At 47.1% G+C, this 18,518-nt stretch carries 13 protein-coding genes; 6 read left to right on the top strand and 7 right to left on the bottom strand.

All coding sequences use genetic code 11. The features are described from left to right. Positions 1-7: 7 nt before the first annotated feature. The 6 genes from IX95_RS19645 (at position 8) to IX95_RS19620 (ending at position 9,541) form a co-directional block, all read left to right on the top strand. Positions 8-1,003, top strand: coding sequence for an ABC transporter ATP-binding protein (locus IX95_RS19645; RefSeq protein ID WP_038163374.1), 996 nt, complete (start codon positions 8-10; stop codon positions 1,001-1,003). Between the two features lie 56 nt (positions 1,004-1,059). Beyond that, complete coding sequence (locus IX95_RS19640) at positions 1,060-2,781, top strand: glycoside hydrolase family 9 protein (RefSeq protein ID WP_038163372.1); 1,722 nt, start codon at positions 1,060-1,062, stop codon at positions 2,779-2,781. Position 2,782: 1 nt separating this feature from the next. Beyond that, positions 2,783-3,658, top strand: coding sequence for an N-acetylglucosamine kinase (locus tag IX95_RS19635; RefSeq protein WP_038163370.1), 876 nt, complete (start codon positions 2,783-2,785; stop codon positions 3,656-3,658). 10 nt (positions 3,659-3,668) lie between these two features. Then, on the top strand, positions 3,669-5,576 hold the full coding sequence (locus IX95_RS19630) for a beta-N-acetylhexosaminidase (RefSeq protein ID WP_038163368.1): 1,908 nt from the start codon (positions 3,669-3,671) through the stop codon (positions 5,574-5,576). An 88-nt stretch (positions 5,577-5,664) separates the two neighbouring features. Further along, positions 5,665-8,073 carry a GH36-type glycosyl hydrolase domain-containing protein gene (locus tag IX95_RS19625; protein ID WP_038163365.1) on the top strand — a complete coding sequence of 803 codons (2,409 nt, stop codon included), beginning with the start codon at positions 5,665-5,667 and terminating at the stop codon, positions 8,071-8,073. Between the two features lie 55 nt (positions 8,074-8,128). Then, positions 8,129-9,541: a phosphoglucomutase/phosphomannomutase family protein gene (locus tag IX95_RS19620; protein WP_038163363.1), complete on the top strand. Its 1,413-nt coding sequence runs from the start codon at positions 8,129-8,131 to the stop codon at positions 9,539-9,541. A 48-nt stretch (positions 9,542-9,589) separates the two neighbouring features. On the opposite strand, the gene IX95_RS19615 is transcribed toward IX95_RS19620, so the two are convergent. The 7 genes from IX95_RS19615 to acnB form a co-directional block, all read right to left on the bottom strand. Continuing rightward, complete coding sequence (locus IX95_RS19615) at positions 9,590-10,621, bottom strand: ABC transporter ATP-binding protein (RefSeq protein WP_038163360.1); 1,032 nt, start codon at positions 10,619-10,621, stop codon at positions 9,590-9,592. Further along, the gene (locus IX95_RS19610) at positions 10,621-12,246 is read right to left on the bottom strand and encodes an ABC transporter permease (RefSeq protein WP_038163357.1); all 1,626 of its coding nucleotides are present in this window, start codon (positions 12,244-12,246) and stop codon (positions 10,621-10,623) included. Before IX95_RS19610 ends, IX95_RS19615 begins: the two co-directional genes overlap by 1 nt. Positions 12,247-12,406: 160 nt before the next feature. After that, entirely contained in the window at positions 12,407-13,420 is a 1,014-nt protein-coding gene (locus IX95_RS19605) for a Fe(3+) ABC transporter substrate-binding protein (protein WP_038163353.1), read from the bottom strand. 154 nt (positions 13,421-13,574) lie between these two features. Then, positions 13,575-14,804 carry an ammonium transporter gene (locus IX95_RS19600; RefSeq protein WP_038163350.1) on the bottom strand — a complete coding sequence of 410 codons (1,230 nt, stop codon included), beginning with the start codon at positions 14,802-14,804 and terminating at the stop codon, positions 13,575-13,577. A gap of 26 nt (positions 14,805-14,830) precedes the next feature. Next, the gene (gene glnK, locus IX95_RS19595) at positions 14,831-15,169 is read right to left on the bottom strand and encodes a P-II family nitrogen regulator (RefSeq protein ID WP_004742633.1); all 339 of its coding nucleotides are present in this window, start codon (positions 15,167-15,169) and stop codon (positions 14,831-14,833) included. Positions 15,170-15,358: 189 nt separating this feature from the next. Then, positions 15,359-15,730: a YacL family protein gene (locus IX95_RS19590; RefSeq protein ID WP_006958107.1), complete on the bottom strand. Its 372-nt coding sequence runs from the start codon at positions 15,728-15,730 to the stop codon at positions 15,359-15,361. Positions 15,731-15,834: 104 nt separating this feature from the next. Then, positions 15,835-18,423 (bottom strand): bifunctional aconitate hydratase 2/2-methylisocitrate dehydratase, encoded by a 2,589-nt coding sequence (acnB, locus tag IX95_RS19585; RefSeq protein ID WP_038163345.1) that lies wholly within the window; start codon positions 18,421-18,423, stop codon positions 15,835-15,837. Positions 18,424-18,518: the final 95 nt, after the last annotated feature.

Below are 18,518 nucleotides of genomic sequence, written 5' to 3'. Positions count from 1 at the left end.
GACAATGATGAGCAAAGAATTTGGTGAACTACTAGTGGAAGGGAAAAATCTAGTTAAAGACTTCCCGATTAACAGTAATGCGCTACAGCAACCCATGATGCGCGCGATAAACGACGTATCTTTTAAAATGTACAAAAGCCGTGGCCTGTCAGTGGTTGGTGAATCAGGCTCAGGCAAATCGACCACTGCCAAGATGATCGCAAAGATGTATGCCCCAACCAGCGGCACCATTGAATACAAAGGGCGTGATATCCAGACCATTGGCTCTCGTTCTGATCTGATGGCCTATCGCGAAGGCGTGCAAATGGTCTGGCAAGACCCATTTGGATCTCTAAACCCAACCCATAATATTTTCCATCATATTGCCCGCCCATTACTGATCCATAAAAAGGTCAAACCGGGAAATAAGAAGGAATTGGAAGAGCGTGTCTACGACTTGCTGGAACAGGTGGGGCTTATTCCTCCTAAGGAAACCGCGCAAAAATTCCCGCATCAACTTTCCGGCGGCCAGCGCCAAAGGGTTAACCTAGCGCGTAATATTGCCGTGGGTGCAGAGGTCGTGCTCGCTGATGAGCCGACATCCATGTTGGATGTCTCGATTCGAGCTGGCGTTCTCAACCTGATGGAAGAGATGAAATTTGAAAAGCAGATGTCACTGCTCTACATCACTCATGACATCGCAACTGCGCGCTACATCGCTGAAGATCTTGCCGTAATGTACGTCGGTCATATGGTCGAGTGGGGAGACACAGAAGAGATCATCCACAACCCTCAACATCCATACACTCAGTTACTGGTTTCCGCTGTACCGGATCCAAGCAAGTCGATCCATGAGCAGCTAAAAGGCAATAAAGGTGAGATCCCTCTTTGGACACCTAATTCCTTAGGCTGCCCGTTTGCTGGACGCTGTCAGCATGCAACTAGCCAATGCCGTGAACAATTACCAGAAGTCACTCAACTGTCAGACAACCACTTTGTGCGTTGTTACCTATATCAAAGCTAAAACCATATTGAAGCCAGCCTAAGAAGCTGGCTCATCAGATTCACTCGGAGATTTTAATGCTGCTACTTACTAACCACATTGGTTATGAATCCCTGGGACCAAAGCAGGCTATTCTGATGGCAGATGTACCCAACCTACCATCTTCCACTGCCCTTTTGGTGTGTGCAGATAGTCATCAGACTGTTGCGTCACTGGATGTCGAGACTGGCACTCGAGTCGCAAATTGGCACCAGGGATATTTTTTTCGCATTGATTTTTCCAACGTGAAAACACTAGGGCGCTACTACCTCAAATACAATAGTTGTCAGTCCTCTATTTTTTTGATCGATCAAGATCTGCTCTTCACCTCTACACTGTCCGACGTACTGCACTATTTTAAATCCCAACGCAGCAGCGGCATCTACGATCGTCAGGATCAAAACATACCGCTATTAAACAGCAGTCAAACTGTGGACGTCCGTGGCGGATGGTACGATGCCTCGGGTGATGTCAGCAAATATTTAAGTCACCTCTCTTATGCCAACTACTTGAACCCACAACAAATTCCAATGGTGGTGTGGAATATACTCAAAGGTCTTGAGCTATGTGAGACCAGCTCAAAGCTGGCAGCATTTACGCAGTTACGTCTCAAAGAAGAAGCTTTATTCGGTACCGACTTTCTGGTCCGGATGCAGCACGAGTCGGGATTTTTCTATACCACAGTATTTGATAAGTGGTCGAAAGACCCACAGCAGCGTGAGATATGCTCTTACGCAACGCAAGACGGTCACAAATCAGACGACTTTCAGGCTGGCTTTCGTCAAGGCGGTGGTATAGCCATCGCAGCATTAGCGGCAGCAGCACGTTTGGATATCCATGGCGACTTTACCACTCAGCAATACCTTGATGCAGCTGAGTCCGGTTACCACCACCTGAAAGAACTCAATTGCCACTACCTCAATGATGGCGAAGAAAACATCATTGATGAGTATTGCGCACTGATGGCCTGCGCTGAACTGTACAAAACGACACAAAATCATCTCTATCTTGAAGAAAGCCGATACTGGGCGACACGTTTAACGCAGCGACAACAATCAGATGAACTTATCCAGAATTTCTGGTCAGCGAATAAGGACGGCTCACGCCCTTATTATCATGCAGCGGAAGCCGGCTTACCTGTCATTGCTCTGTGCCTGTATTTAGAGGTTGAAGATGATCCACAACGACGCCAATCAACAGTCGACACCATCACACATGCGTGCCAATTTGAGCTGTCTATCTCCACTAAAGTCGCCAACCCTTTTGGCTATCCGCGGCAGTATGTAAAAGGCGTCAACCAAGCAAAACAGGACGCTTTCTTCATCGCTCAGAATAATGAGAGTGGCTATTGGTGGCAGGGAGAAAATGCCCGTTTAGCTTCATTGTCCGTGATGGCGTATCTCGCTCAGCCACATCTATGCGACGCCGAGCAAAAACATATGCTCAACAAGTTTTCCCAAAATGCTCTCAATTGGATTCTCGGCCTTAACCCGTATGACATGTGCATGTTAGATGGGCACGGACGCAACAACCCCGACTATTTACCACACCTTGGATTTTTTAATGCCAAAGGAGGGATTTGTAACGGCATAACGGCAGGCTTCGATGATTCAGAGGATATTGCATTTAACCCGGCCGGACAAAAGGACGACATGCTACAAAACTGGCGCTGGGGCGAGCAATGGATTCCTCATAGTGCATGGTACTTACTTGCCATCATGGCTCAGCAAGCTCATTTCAGTCGCGTAGAGGAGCAGTAACATGACTCAATATTTTGTCGGAATTGATGGCGGAGGTACATCTTGCCGAGCACGCATCAGGGATCAACACGGTAAAAAACTTGGAGAAGGTAAAAGTGGCAGCGCCAATATTCTTTTAGGGGTCGATGTGGCACTTCAGTCGATTGTCGACGCGGTCACAATCGCTGCACAAGAAGCCGGACTCGACTCATCTCAACTAAAACACATGCATTTAGGGTTAGCCTTGGCTGGTGCAGAACAAAGATCCGCTTGGCATGAATTTATGGCTCAAGCCCACCCTTTTGCTTCCATCGTACTCAACACCGATGCTTATGGGGCTTGCTTAGGCGCTCACAATGGTGACAGTGGAGCCATTATGATTGCTGGGACAGGATCTTGTGGCATTTATTTATCCGGCAATGAGCAGCATGTTGTAGGGGGAAGAGAGTTTCCTATCTCCGATCAAGCCGGTGGCGCCGTGATGGGGCTGACACTGATTCAAAAAGTGCTCCTTGCTGAAGATGGTATTGGTGAAAAAACACCGTTATGCCAAGAAGTTATGACCCACTTCTCCAACGATGTCGACCAAATTGTTAGTTGGTCGAAAAACGCTTTACCCCGTGACTATGGCAAGTTTTCGCCAATGATTTTTCGCCATGCGGCCCAAGCCGATTCATTAGCTATCTCGTTGCTTCAGCAAACTGCAGCCGACATTGAAATGTTCATTCTCGCCTTACATAAAAAAGGGGCCAACCGAATCTGCCTAATGGGAAGCATAGCAGAGCGTATGCATGACTGGCTTTCGCCTCCCGTTCAACAGTGGATTGTTGAACCCCAGTTTGATGCCATTGAAGGGGCATTAATGTTTGCTGGCAAACCAGAGCATAACCTGTATTAAAGGGGATACCATGAGTTATCGTATTGACCTCACCGTTCTGTCAGAGCATAAGCAATACTGTCGATTTGGTCTGACGCTGCACAATCTGTCGGATCAAGCACTAAACAATTGGCATTTGCAGTTCATCATTGACCGCTACATCCTTCCTGATAGCTTTAGTCATGGTTCGATCAAACAAACAGGCAGCTTTTGCGTTGTTACTCCGGATAGCTACACACTCGACGCAAATCAGCATTATTACTGCGAATTTAGCATCAATACAGCGCCATTGCGCTTTTACACTGACGGCCTCAAAGATGCTTTGATTGTCAGTGACAATGGTGCAAGTGAGTTAGCAGTGACGTTGACGCCTATTGCTCTCGCCTCCCCCTATCAAGAGCGCACCCAACTTGACCCGATACCTGCTGCAGAGCACTCACTGATCCCGGCACCCAACCAGATCAGTTATCAGGGTGGTACCTTTCATTTATCGACCACCAGCCAGATTACACTACAAACTGCGCAAGCGGAAAAAGCCGCGACTTGGCTGGAGGAAGAGCTGACCAATCTATTCGGCTATCAGGCCAAGGCCATTGGTCAAAGCGAAATCCTGTTTCGCAATAATCCAACACTGGATGAAAGTCAGTATCAGCTGATCGTATCCGCTACAGGCGTCAGGATTGAATCGGCATCGGCGGCAGGTTTCGTACATGCCAGTGCCACGTTAATGCAACTCATAACACAAGATAACGACCAATTATCAGTGCCTTATGTCAAAGTAGTGGATAAGCCTCGCTTTAAATACCGAGGCATGATGCTCGACTGTGCTCGCCATTTCCATTCAATCGACGATATCAAACGGTTAATTAACCAGCTCGTCCACTACAAGTTCAATACTTTTCACTGGCATTTAACCGATGATGAAGGCTGGAGACTGGAGATCAACGCCTTTCCTCAACTCACACAAGTGGGGGCATTTCGGGGAAGAGAGTCGGCACTCAAGCCGCAGTTTAGTCATCTTTCGCCAGTATATGGCGGGTATTATTCTCAGCATCAGGTAAGAGAAGTGATTGCTTATGCTCAAGAGCGAGGCATTACCGTGATTCCTGAAATTGATATACCGGGTCACTGCCGAGCAGCGATTAAAGCCCTTCCTGAGTTATTGCTCGATCCGAGCGACAAATCGGAATACCGCAGCATTCAACATTACACCGACAATGTTCTCTCTCCTGCAATACCGGGGACTTATGAGTTTCTCGATAAAGTGCTTGAAGAGGTCGCCAGTCTATTTCCAGCCCCTTGGGTGCATATTGGCGCCGATGAAGTGCCTGATGGCGTTTGGCTTCAGAGCGCGAATTGCCAAGCATTAATGGAATCTGAAGGTTACCAGAATACCAAAGAACTTCAGGGACACCTGCTGCGATATGCCGAGCAAAAATTACGCTCTTTGGGCAAGCGCATGGTCGGCTGGGAAGAAGCTCAGCACGGAGATAAAGTCAGCAAAGATACCGTGATTTATTCTTGGTTGAGTGAAGAGGCAGCCCTCAAGTGCGCCAAACAAGGCTTCGATGTTGTCCTACAACCGGCCCAATCCACCTATCTGGATATGGCTCAGGATTATTCCCCTGAGGAACCTGGCGTCGACTGGGCGAATGTCATTCCTCTCGAAAGCGCGTATCGCTATGAACCTCTGGCCGATGTTCCAGAAGAAGACCCAATCCGTAAACGTATTCTTGGTATTCAGTGCGCTCTATGGTGCGAACTTGTCTCCCACCAGCAACGGCTGGACTACATGGTGTTCCCTCGCCTGACAGCAATAGCAGAAGCTTGCTGGACAATGAAACAACATCGCGACTGGCACGACTATCAAGCAAGGCTGAAAGGCCATTTATCTTTACTCGATAAACAAGGCATCAATTATCGCAACCCTTGGAAGTAACTTTTGCTGACGGCCATAGCCCTTAGCAGTTTTCTCTAGCAAATACATTAGGCCGCTGTTTCAGTGGCTGTAGGAAAAGGAATAAAACATGAAATACGGCTATTTCGATAACGAGAATCGTGAATACGTCATCACTCGCCCTGACGTCCCTGCGCCATGGACAAACTACCTAGGCACTGAGAAGTTCTGTACGGTTATTTCGCACAATGCAGGCGGCTATTCGTTCTACAACTCGCCAGAATACAACCGTGTTACCAAATTTCGCCCGAATGCGACATTCGATCGCCCAGGACATTACGTTTACCTGCGTGATGATGAAACAGGGGATTACTGGTCAATATCTTGGCAACCAGTGGCCAAAAGCCTAGATGAAGCAAACTACGAAGTCCGTCATGGCTTGTCATACTCTAAGTTCAAGTGTGAATACAGCGGCATTACCGCGACGAAAACACTCTTCGTCCCTAAAGGCGAAGACGCGGAAATTTGGGATGTGGTGATCAAGAACACCTCAGACAAACCACGTACCATCAGCGCGTTCTCTTTTGTTGAATTCTCATTCAGCCATATCCAATCTGATAACCAAAACCATCAGATGTCTCTGTACTCCGCAGGTACGACTTACAATGAAGGCGTAATTGAATACGACCTGTACTACAACACCAACGACTTCGAAGGTTTCTACTACCTTGCTTCGACGTTTTCTCCAGATTCTTACGATGGTCAGCGTGACAGCTTCCTAGGTCTTTACCGCGACGAAGCTAACCCAATCGCCGTCGAAAAAGGCCAATGCTCCAACACGGCTCAGACTTGTTATAACCACTGTGGTTCTCTGCACAAGCAATTCACCATCCAACCGGGTGAAGAAGTTCGCTTTGCTTACATTCTAGGTATCGGCAAAGGCAACGGTAAACGCCTGCGCGCTAAATACCAAGACTTAGCAGAAGTCGACAACGCCTTCGCTGGTATCAAAGCCCACTGGGATGAGCGTTGTGGCAAATTCCAAGTGAAATCGCCAAATGAAGGTCTGGATACCATGATTAATGCATGGACACTATACCAAGCTGAAACCTGTGTCGTGTGGTCTCGTTTTGCATCCTTTATCGAAGTGGGTGGTCGTACTGGCCTTGGTTACCGCGATACCGCACAAGACGCAATTTCAGTCCCTCACGCCAACCCAGCAATGACACGCAAGCGTATCGTTGATCTACTGCGCGGTCAGGTGAAAGCGGGTTATGGTCTGCATCTATTCGATCCAGACTGGTTCGATCCAGAGAAAGCAGACGTGAAACCGTCTAAGTCACCAACGGTTGTTCCTACCCCATCCGACGAAGACAAGATCCACGGCATTGAAGACACGTGTTCTGATGACCACCTATGGTTAGTGCCAACCATCTGTAAATACGTGATGGAAACCGGCGAGCACAGCTTCTTCGACGAAATGATCCCTTACGCAGATGGTAGCGATGCCAGCGTTTATGACCACATGAAAGCTGCCCTAGATTTCTCTGCTGAATACGTAGGTCAAACCGGTATCTGTAAAGGTCTACGCGCAGACTGGAATGACTGTCTAAACCTAGGTGGTGGCGAATCTTCAATGGTGTCGTTCCTCCACTTCTGGGCTCTGCAAGAGTTCATCGACCTAGCGAAATATCTAGGTAAAGACACTGATGTTGAGAAATACACCGAAATGGCGGCAAATGTCCGCGAAGCGTGTGAAGCACACCTTTGGGATGATGAAGGCGGTTGGTACATTCGTGGCTTAACCAAGAGCGGTGACAAAATCGGTACAGCCCAACAAGCAGAAGGTCGTGTACACCTTGAGTCAAACACCTTAGCCGTACTCTCTGGCGCGGTATCTCAAGAACGCGGCGAGAAAGCAATGGATGCCGTAGATGAGAACCTCTTCTCTGAATATGGCTTACACCTCAACTCGCCGTCTTTCGCCACTCCTAACGATGACATCGGCTTCGTGACTCGCGTTTATCAAGGCGTGAAAGAAAACGGCGCTATCTTCTCACATCCAAACCCATGGGCTTGGGTTGCAGAAGCAAAATTGGGGCGTGGTGACCGTGCAATGAAATTCTACGATGCACTCAACCCATACAACCAAAACGACATCATCGAAAAACGGATTGCAGAACCTTACTCTTACGTGCAGTTCATTATGGGTCGTGACCACCAAGATCACGGGCGTGCGAATCACCCATGGCTAACTGGCACATCGGGTTGGGCTTACTTCGCAGTAACCAACTTTATTCTTGGCGTACGTACAGGTTTTGATGGACTGACTATTGATCCGTGTATCCCAACCAACTGGCCGGGTTTCGAAGTGACTCGTCAATGGCTAGAGGCGACGTACAACATCAGAGTGGAGAACCCAGACTCAGTGAGCAAAGGGGTCAAATCGATCCTAGTCAATGGAGAAGAAGTGTCTGGCTCCGCGATACCCGTACAGCCAAAAGGCAGCGTAAACGACGTCGTCGTTGTACTTGGTTAACCACCCAATGAGCCTCTCTCACAGAGGCTCTTTTGTTGAATAAAGGATTAAAGCAATGATTAAGTTTGGTACTGGTGGCTGGCGCGCATTTATCGGTGAAGAATTTACCAAAAATAATGTTCGCTTGGTTGCCCAAGCGCTGGCAAACATCATCAACCATGAGAAAGTCGCCGACAAAGGGTTCATTATTGGTTACGACCGTCGTTTTTTATCTGACAAAGCGGGTCGCTGGTTCGCCGAGGTACTTGCCGCTAACAATATTCCCGTCAGCTTCATCGACAAATTTGTTCCGACTCCAATTGTGATGTTTAAAGCCAAAGCGATGGGGTGCGCCTACTCGGCATGCATTACCGCGTCCCACAACCCAGCAGATTACAACGGCATTAAAGTCTTTATTGAAGGGGGCCGTGATGCGGATGAGATAATCACTGAAAAGATCGAAGCTCAAATTGCAGCTTTAACTGGCGATAAAGTGCAAAGCGTAGAGTTTGATCAGGCGGTTGAAGATAAACTGATTACGATCATTAACCCAATGAACGAATTCGTCGACTCGATCATCGACTTTATCGACATAGAAGCGATCAAAAAAGCCAATTTACGTGTATTAATTGATCCTATGTTTGGGGTGGCTAAAAACGCGCTGCAAACAGTATTAATCAATGGCCGCTGTGACGTCGATGTGATTAACGATGGCAAAAACCCCGACTTTGGCGGCTTGATGCCCTCTCCCAGCGCTGCCACGTTATATCGTCTAAAACATCTTGTTGCAGAGCAAGGTTACGACATTGGTATTGGCACCGATGGCGATGCTGATCGTCTCGGCATCATCGACGAAAAAGGCCACTTCATTCACCCTAATGAAGTGCTGATCCTGCTTTACTACTATTTGCTTGAGTACAAAGGCTGGTCTGGCTCCGTAGTTCGTAACATTGCGACCACTCATATCCTCGACAATATAGCAGCAGACCATGGTGAGAAGAGCTTTGAAGTACCCGTCGGCTTTAAGCACATCAGCTCGCAAATGGAAGCCGATGATTCGTTGATCGGTGGTGAAAGCTCGGGCGGTTTGACCATTCGCGGCCATATCAAAGGTAAAGATGGCGTGTTCGCCTCCAGTTTGCTGGTTGAGATGATTTCAGTGACAGGCAAAAAGCTTTCTGAGCTTCTTGATGAAATTTATACCAAATACGGCTACGCCTATACGGCTGAAGGAGATTGTAGCTTTAAAGCCGGGCAAAAGCAGACACTGCATCACAAGATATATGTCGAGAAACAACTACCACAGTTTGAGTTTGAAATTGAACGTGTGAGCTACGAAGACGGCGCTAAAGTATATTTCAAAAATGGCGGTTGGGTAATTGCCCGATTCTCTGGTACCGAACCTCTTCTGCGTATCTTTGCAGAGATGGCGGACAAGGAGACCGCAGAAGGCATCGTTGAGCAGTTCAAAACATTCTTACAACTATAACTAGCCTAGAGATCAAAACACCCAGCGATTTGCTGGGTGTTTTGTTGTTTAAAAAGCCAATACGCCTTGCGTTTCAACTTTAACCGAGACAGGTTGACCTATCGACAGTGGCTCCGCTGAGCTGGCCAACAATCGGCTACCGCTGGCATCAATCACATAACGGCAATGGTCCCCCATAAACTGTTGCTCCAAGACCGTCACACTGCTCTCCTCAGTCGCACTGATCTGAACATGCTGTGGACGCAGCAACAGCTCACATTCCGCTTGTAGCTGAATTTCTTGCTGAGCTTGCGCCTCAACCAAGCCCAACTCAGTTTCAAACTCAGACTCAGACACACGCTTAGCAATCAGGTAGCTGCCACCACCCAAGAAATCCGCAACAAATTTGCTCGAAGGCTGATAGTAAAGCTCACTCGCCGTACCGTATTGTTCAATCACACCGTGGTTCATCACGGCCATCTTATCGGCGAAGGCAAACGCCTCTTCCCGACTATGAGTAACAAATATCGCCGTGACGCCATGCTTTTTGAAGATCTTACGGATTTCAGCAATCAACTCGTGGCGAACCTGAGTATCAATGTTAGAGAAAGGTTCATCTAACAGCAGTAAGTCAGGCTTGTATGCCAATGAACGAGCAATAGCAACACGCTGCTGTTGTCCACCGGACAACTGATGTGGATAGCGCTCTTCGAACCCTGTCAGGTGAACCAGCTCAAGCATTTCTGCCACTTTGGCTTTTCTGTCACCATTAGCCAATGCCTTCAGACCAAACGCCACATTTTCCTCAACGGTTAAGTGCGGAAAAAGAGCGTAATCCTGAAAAATCATACCAATATTACGCTGCTCAGGCGGCAGCCAGTGTTTACCGTCATCAATTGTCATGCAGTTCAAACTCATTGAGCCAGAACTGAGCGGTAATAAGCCCGCAATCGCTTTAAGTAAAGTGGTCTTCCCGCAGCCACTCGCGCCCAGTAAGCAAACAATCTCACCGTGTTCCACCTCTAGCGAAAGAGATTCCAATACGGTTGTCTGTTCATCGTACTTACAAGTTAAGTTATTGATTGATAATGCACAGCTCATCAGTGTGTATGCTCCAGTGAACGGTTAACCATAACTAAGGGAATCAATCCGACTAATACCAGTAGCACCGCAGGTAAAGCGGCCAACTCAAGTTGTTCGTCAGAGGCAAAGTTGTAGACATAAGTTGCTAATGTTTCGAAGTTAAAGGGCCTAAGCAGTAACGCTGCATTCAGCTCTTTCATTGACTCAATGAAAACCAACAAACCGGCAATCAAGGCTCCACGGCGAATCAGAGGAAAATGCACTCGCCACAACATCTGATTGGAATTACACCCCATAGTGCGAGAAGCCATATCTAGAGAAGGTGAGACTTTGTTTAAGCTGCTTTCAATACTGCCGATTGCGACTGCAGAGAATCGGACGACCAAGGCAAAAATAAGCGCAAACATTGAGCCAGAAAAAATTAACCCCGGCCTACCCCATTGCATAAATTTAGCAATGTCATTGACCAAATGGTCCATAAACAAAACGGGAACCATCACCCCAATCGCCAGAACAGTACCTGGTACCGCGTACCCCATCGAAGACAAGCGCATGAACGCCAGCCCCTGACGGTTAGCTGCTAAGCGATTATAAAAATTCACAATGACCGCGACAATCACACCAATGACGGCTGCCGATAACGAGACGTATAGGCTATTCAGCGCGTATTCTCTGAATTCCGGTGTCCAGCTCTGTGCAAAATATTTGTAAGCGTAAATCCCCAATTGCAACAGTGGGAACAAGAATGCAATCGCGACTAAACCCCAACACCAAGTCAACGCCAGCCATTTCTTCCAGCCTGATAACTCGTAGCGAAAGTCCTCTCGGCTACTGAACTGATTCTGGAATAGTTTTTGTTTACGACGACTGTAGCGCTCTGCGCTAAGCAGGAGAATTACAAACACCAACATAATGGCAGAGATCTTAGCGGCCGCAGTCAAGCTTGAGTAACCGAGCCAGGTATCATAAACCGCAGTGGTCAGAGTATTGACGGCGAAATAGCTCACCGTACCGAAATCACCAATGGTTTCCATTGCGACCAACGAGAGACCGACGGCAATTGAGGGGCGGACAAGTGGAAGCGAGATACGACGGAAACTTTCCCAAGGAGAGCATTTTAGTAAACGCGCTGATTGCAGCAAAGAGACATTTTGCTCCATAAATGCAGCACGACACAGTAGATAAACGTAAGGGTAAAGCACCAATGCCAGCACGATGATAGCACCAGTCAAAGTTCTGATATCAGGGAACCAATAATCTCCGGGCCCCCAACCTGTTAAATCACGCAGCAAGATTTGTACTGGTCCGGCAAAATCGAGCCAATCAGTAAAGATGTAACCAACGATGTAGCCCGGCATGGCCAGAGGCAACACTAAGGCCCATTGTAAAATCCGCTCGCTGGGTATCCGGCACATGGCCATGATCCAAGCAGAAGGAATACCAAAAACTAGAGACAGAGCCATCGTACCTGCGGCCAAGACTACCGTATTAAAGGTATAGGTTGGCATTACCGTCGACATCAGATGCGAGAACAGGTCATCCGTCTCGCCAATAGAGGTAAGGAATATCGCTAAGATCGGCAAAACCAGTAGCAGGGCTAACGTCCCACTACTGGTTTTCCATAAATAATTATTTTCTTTCATCGCCTAACAATCACAGGTATACATCAATCAAATGCACTTGCTAATACATCTCATATACCTTTAATACGCTTAAGGGTCTGTTATACCCTTATAAACAAACAACCTCAAGTTACCCTTGTAAAAGAGCGACTTGAGGCTGTGTATATAAAGCGTCGAACGATTACAGGTCGAACTTCACTTCATCAAGAAGCTTGATTGCTGCTGCATGGTGGTCAGCAATTTCATCTAGAGAAATAGTATCAGCTTTGAAGTCGCCCCAAGACGCTACTAGGTCAGAACGCTTAACGCCTTCTTTCACTGGGTACTCGTAGTTCACTTCAGCGTACATGCTTTGAGCTTTATCACCCGCTAGGAATTCCATCAGCTTAAGTGCGTTCTCTTTGTTCGGAGAGTACTTAGCCATTGCCATACCAGAGATGTTTACGTGAGTACCAGTTGTGTTCTGGTTAGGGAAGTTAATGTAAACAGCATCAGCCCACGCTTTCTGCTCTTTATCGTTAACCATCTTACCTAGGTAGTAGCTGTTACCCAGAGAAACATCACATAGACCTTCTTTGATCGCTTTAACCTGCGCACGGTCGTTACCTTGAGGTTTACGCGCTAGGTTAGCTTTAACGCCTTCTAGCCACTCTTTAGTTTCCGCTTCGCCTTTATGAGCAATCATAGAAGAGACTAGAGAAACGTTGTAAGGGTGCTTACCACTACGAGTACAGATTTTGCCTTTAAATTCAGGCTTAGCAAGATCAGCGTACGTGAAATCATCACCTAGCTTACCAACACGGTCACGTGAAGAATAAACGCTACGAGTACGAGTTGTCAGAGCAAACCACTCATTATCAGCATCTTGGTACTGAGCTGGAATGTTCTTTTCAAGAACAGCGCTTTCTACAGACTGAACCAAACCTTGCTTAGTTAGCTCAGACAAGCGGCTGATGTCTACGGTAAGAATCACGTCAGCTGGGCTGTACTCGCCTTCTTGAGCTAGTTTCTCTGCTAGGCCTTTCTTTGCGAACTTAACGTTTACTTTGATGCCTGTTTCTTTAGTGAACTCGTTGAACATAGGTTCAACTAGGAAAGGTTGACGGTAAGAGTAGACGTTCACTTCTTCAGCAGCCATCGCAGTCGGTGCTAATGTTGCACATGCTAAAGCAGAAAGAGTCAGCAGTTTTTTCATTGGTTCAGTCCTTTAACTTCGTAATGATAACGTTTATCAGTTGCGTTATTATATTCATGATGATTTAGAAAACAATGACACAAAACAAAAAAACCTGCCCAGTAGAGCAGGTTTTTGAGTATTTTATTTGTAACAGTTTATGTCTTGCTCTGACTTACTTCACAGTCACAAATTCAGGATATGCACCAACACCACAATCGTGCATGTCCATACCTTCCAATTCTTCATCTTCAGACACTCGGATACCAATCGTTGCTTTCAGAACAGCCCATACAGCAAGACTTGCACCGAATACCCAAGCAAAGATAACCGCCGCCCCCAATAGCTGAGCACCAAACGTTGCATCACCATTACTCAGTGGTACAACCATCAGGCCGAAGAAACCACACACACCGTGCACCGAAATCGCACCCACTGGATCGTCAACCTTAAGCTTATCAAGAGCAATGATGCTGAACACAACTAGCGCACCTGATACTGCACCAATAGCTACTGCATAGATAGGAGATGGAGACAATGGGTCCGCAGTAATTGCAACCAGACCAGCCAGTGCACCGTTGAGGATCATCGTCAGGTCTGCTTTACCCCATGTAGTTTTACACACAAGAAGGGCTGCAATTGCGCCAGCCGCTGCTGCTGCATTTGTGTTGAGGAAGATTTGACCTACTGCCGTTGCATTCTCAAAGTCAGAAACCATCAACTGGGAGCCACCGTTGAAACCAAACCAACCGAACCAAAGGATAAAGGTACCCAGTGTTGCAAGAGGCATGTTTGAACCCGGAATTGGGTAAATCTCACCATTTTTGCCGTATTTGCCTTTACGAGCGCCTAGTAGCAATACGCCTGCTAATGCCGCGGCTGCACCCGCCATGTGTACGATACCTGAGCCAGCAAAGTCACTGAAACCCGCTTCTGACAGGAAGCCACCACCCCAAGTCCAGTAGCCTTCCATTGGATAGATAAATGCCGTAAGTACCATTGAGAAAATCAGGAATGACCACAGCTTCATCCGCTCAGCAACTGCACCAGACACAACAGACATTGCTGTAGCTACGAATACCACTTGGAAGAAGAAGTCAGATTCTAATGAGTGATCAGCACCTTCGCCTTGCGTTCCAATCAGCGCACCAAATGAAGGTAACCAGTCGCCTTCACCATTGTCGACATACATGATGTTGTAGCCAACTACCAAGTACATGGTACATGCGATCGCGTATAGACAAACGTTTTTGGTTAAGATCTCAGTGGTGTTCTTTGAACGAACCAATCCCGCCTCTAGCATGGCAAAACCGGCTGCCATCCACATTACTAACGCACCTGAAATGAGGAAGAAAAAAGTGTCCAGTGCGTAACGTAATTCCGTTACTGTAGTTGTTAATTCCATTTTTATGTCTCCAGTCCTTTGAATTCTTAAAGTGCCTCAGCGTCCATTTCGCCAGTACGAATACGTACTGCCTGACTCAGGTCGTAGACAAAGATTTTTCCGTCACCGATTTTTCCGGTGTGCGCCGCTTTGGATACAGCTTCAATCACACGGTCTACATTTTCAGCCTGTGTTGCGATTTCTAGCTTTACCTTGGGCAAGAAATCCACTTGGTACTCTGCACCACGATAAAGCTCGGTGTGGCCCTTCTGGCGCCCAAATCCTTTCACTTCTGATACCGTCATACCTTCGATACCGACATCAGCAAGTGCTTCTCGAACATCGTCTAATTTGAATGGTTTGATAATCGCATTAATAAGTTTCATCGCATCCTCTCTGAAGCTGTCATCCTTTTTATTTTTATAATCCAAGTGACATGCCAACTTATTAAGAGACTGATAAATAATGATTTATTCATTACAGGACGCCAAATACGCAAAAAGGCGCACCGTTATGGTGCGCCTTTATCACAATAATGAGGCAATGATTTCATTCTTCACTATATCAGTGCAGATCTATTTGGTGGTCAGAAACTCTTTCCATTGATCAATTAACAGCTCAAAGTCATCTAAGCCACAACAGGCCGTACTCTCACTGTCATAAAAATCAAACTCGCTGTCTTCTGCCATCGCTTCTCCATGCGCCAACACATTCTCCTGAATGGTGACTTCATCACCATGAATAGAGATGGAAATCTCAGTACCCAGCATAGTGTGTTCCTGAAGTGGAGACTGGTGTACAGCGACTAGCATAGACTCGACCTGCTCTATCTTCTGCCAATCCTTACCGATTTCTTCCTGCAACCAGCGACCAACAATTTCATGGCCCATGCTCGACTTAACGTAGTATTCGCCCATCAATGTATTGCGGATAAATTCAAATTCCATCGTGCTGCCTCATGAAAACGGAGCGCAGAGTATATAGAGACAATCCTAAAAGCACAAAAAAAGCGCCTGCCGAGGCAGACGCTTTCATCATCCTTTCTAAGCGCTTATGCAGGCTCTTGGAAAATCACTGAATCCGCTTTCTTGGTGTACTGATCCATCTTATGGAAGTTCAAGTAACGGTATGTGTCTGCTGCTGTCGCATCGATTTGCTTAGCGTACTCTAGATACTCTTCCTTGGTTGGAATCTTACCTAGAATCGCACCAACTGCCGAAAGCTCAGCAGAAGCTAGATAAACGTTAGCACCAGTACCTAAACGGTTCGGGAAGTTACGTGTCGAAGTCGACATTACTGTCGCCTTATCTGCCACACGTGCCTGGTTACCCATACATAGTGAACAACCTGGCGTTTCAATACGCACGCCAGCACGGCCGTAAATACCGTAGTAACCTTCTTCAGTTAGCTGATCGCGGTCCATCTTCGTTGGTGGCGCAACCCAGAGGCGAGTATCTAACTGACCACCGAATTGCTCTAGCAGCTTACCTGCAGCACGGAAGTGACCGATGTTAGTCATACAAGAACCGATGAAGACTTCATCGATGTTTGTACCCTGAACTTCAGAGAGTAGACGGGCATCATCCGGATCGTTTGGAGCACACAGAATTGGCTGATCAATTTCTGCTAGATCGATTTCAATGATGTGAGCGTATTCTGCGTCTGCATCTGCTTCCATCAAGTCAGGATTCGCCAACCACTCTTCCATCGCCGTGATACGACGCTCAATAGTACGACGGTCACCGTAACCTTCAGAAATCATCCACTTAAGCATGGTGATGTTCGAGTTTAGGTATTCTTCAATCGACTCTTGAGACAGCTTAACTGTACAACCTGCCGCTGAACGCTCTGCAGAAGCATCTGAAAGCTCAAATGCCTGCTCTACGGTTAGGTGTTCAACACCTTCGATTTCAAGTACACGGCCAGAGAATTCGTTGATCTTACCTGCTTTCTCAACCGTCAATAGACCTTGCTGAATTGCGTAGTAAGGAATCGCATGAACCAAGTCACGTAGTGTGATACCTGGCTGCATTTCACCTTTAAAGCGAACCAAGATTGATTCTGGCATATCCAGAGGCATAACACCTGTCGCTGCAGCAAACGCAACTAGACCAGAACCAGCTGGGAATGAAATACCTAGAGGGAAACGAGTATGTGAGTCACCACCTGTACCAACAGTATCAGGAAGAAGCATACGGTTTAGCCATGAGTGGATAACGCCATCGCCTGGACGAAGAGAAACACCACCACGGTTCATGATGAAATCAGGCAGAGTATGGTGCGTGTTTACGTCGACTGGTTTTGGATACGCAGAAGTATGACAGAAAGACTGCATCACTAGATCAGCCGAGAAGCCAAGACACGCAAGGTCTTTTAGCTCATCACGCGTCATAGGGCCTGTTGTATCCTGAGAACCTACGGTGGTCATCTTAGGCTCACAGTATTGACCTGCACGAACACCTTCAACGCCACATGCTTTACCGACCATCTTCTGAGCCAGTGTGTAACCTTTGTTAGAAGCGGACGGGTCTACAGGCTTAGCAAACAGATCAGTTTCTTCAAGACCTAGTGAAGTACGAGCACGACTTGTTAGGCCACGACCAATGATCAGCGGGATACGACCACCAGCACGCACTTCATCAAGAAGTACCTTGCTCAGCTCAAAGTTTGAGATTTCTGCGCCATCTTTACGTACAACACCTTCATACGGGTAAATTTCAATCACATCACCCATGTTCATGTCTTGCACATTAAGTTCGATTGGAAGCGCACCAGAATCTTCCATCGTGTTGTAGAAGATTGGTGCAATCTTACCGCCTAAACAGATACCGCCTGTGCGCTTATTTGGAACGTAAGGGATATCTTCACCCATGAACCAAAGCACAGAGTTCGTAGCCGACTTACGTGAAGAACCTGTACCCACGACATCACCGACGTAAGCCAATGGAATACCATCTTTTTGCAGCTCTTCAATTTGATTGATTGGACCAACGCTACCCGGTTGATCTGGGTTGATACCGTCACGCTCCATTTTAAGCATCGCTTTCGCGTGCACTGGGATATCTGGACGTGACCATGCATCAGGTGCCGGAGACAAGTCATCAGTGTTAGTTTCACCAGTGACTTTGAATACTTTAACGGTAATTTTTTCTGCTACTTTTTCTTTAGAGGTAAACCACTCAGCATCAGCCCAAGATTGCAGTACTTGCTGTGCGTAAGTGTTACCTGCTTTCGCTTTCTCTTCTACGTCGTAGAAAGCATCAAACATAAGTAGAGTGTGAGACAGTGCTTTTGCAGCAATAGATGCCAAAGCGTCATCATCAAGAAGGTCAACTAGCGGAGCAATATTGTAGCCGCCCTGCATCGTACCCAACAGCTCAGCTGCTTTTTCACGACTTACCAGTGGTGATTCCACTTCGCCTTTGGTAATAGCCGTCAGAAAACCTGCTTTGACATATGCAGCTTCATCTACGCCAGGTGGGATACGATTCTCTAGTAGGTCAAGAATTACAGCTTCTTCACCTTGAGGGGGATTTTTCAGAAGTTCGACAAGACCAGCAACTTGCTCGGCGTCTAGTGGTTTAGGAACAACTCCTTCAGCAGCACGCTCTGCGACGTGTTTACGGTAGGCTTCAAGCACGACTTTTTCCTCTCATTGCGGTTCCTCCGTTATTATTACTATTATTCAACGTAACGAAGTGAACATCCTTGGAAACTTGGCTCTCCTTTTGCCAT

It is taken from the genome of Vibrio sp. B183 (assembly GCF_000740665.1).
Lineage (GTDB): Bacteria > Pseudomonadota > Gammaproteobacteria > Enterobacterales > Vibrionaceae > Vibrio > Vibrio coralliilyticus.
The sequence above is the reverse complement of the archived record's forward strand: the minus strand, read 5'-3'. Positions and strand labels throughout refer to the sequence as shown.

Excerpts from the sequence above, each read along its gene's own strand:
- IX95_RS19615 (WP_038163360.1), bottom strand. The coding sequence starts at position 10,621 with ATGAGCTGTGCATTATCAATCAATAACTTAACTTGTAAGTACGATGAA.
- IX95_RS19630 (WP_038163368.1), top strand. The coding sequence starts at position 3,669 with ATGAGTTATCGTATTGACCTCACCGTTCTGTCAGAGCATAAGCAATAC.
- glnK (WP_004742633.1), bottom strand. The coding sequence starts at position 15,169 with ATGAAACTTATTAATGCGATTATCAAACCATTCAAATTAGACGATGTT.
- IX95_RS19600 (WP_038163350.1), bottom strand. The coding sequence starts at position 14,804 with ATGGAATTAACAACTACAGTAACGGAATTACGTTACGCACTGGACACT.
- IX95_RS19640 (WP_038163372.1), top strand. The coding sequence starts at position 1,060 with ATGCTGCTACTTACTAACCACATTGGTTATGAATCCCTGGGACCAAAG.
- IX95_RS19590 (WP_006958107.1), bottom strand. The coding sequence starts at position 15,730 with ATGGAATTTGAATTTATCCGCAATACATTGATGGGCGAATACTACGTT.
- IX95_RS19610 (WP_038163357.1), bottom strand. The coding sequence starts at position 12,246 with ATGAAAGAAAATAATTATTTATGGAAAACCAGTAGTGGGACGTTAGCC.
- IX95_RS19625 (WP_038163365.1), top strand. The coding sequence starts at position 5,665 with ATGAAATACGGCTATTTCGATAACGAGAATCGTGAATACGTCATCACT.
- IX95_RS19620 (WP_038163363.1), top strand. The coding sequence starts at position 8,129 with ATGATTAAGTTTGGTACTGGTGGCTGGCGCGCATTTATCGGTGAAGAA.
- IX95_RS19635 (WP_038163370.1), top strand. The coding sequence starts at position 2,783 with ATGACTCAATATTTTGTCGGAATTGATGGCGGAGGTACATCTTGCCGA.
- IX95_RS19605 (WP_038163353.1), bottom strand. The coding sequence starts at position 13,420 with ATGAAAAAACTGCTGACTCTTTCTGCTTTAGCATGTGCAACATTAGCA.
- IX95_RS19645 (WP_038163374.1), top strand. The coding sequence starts at position 8 with ATGAGCAAAGAATTTGGTGAACTACTAGTGGAAGGGAAAAATCTAGTT.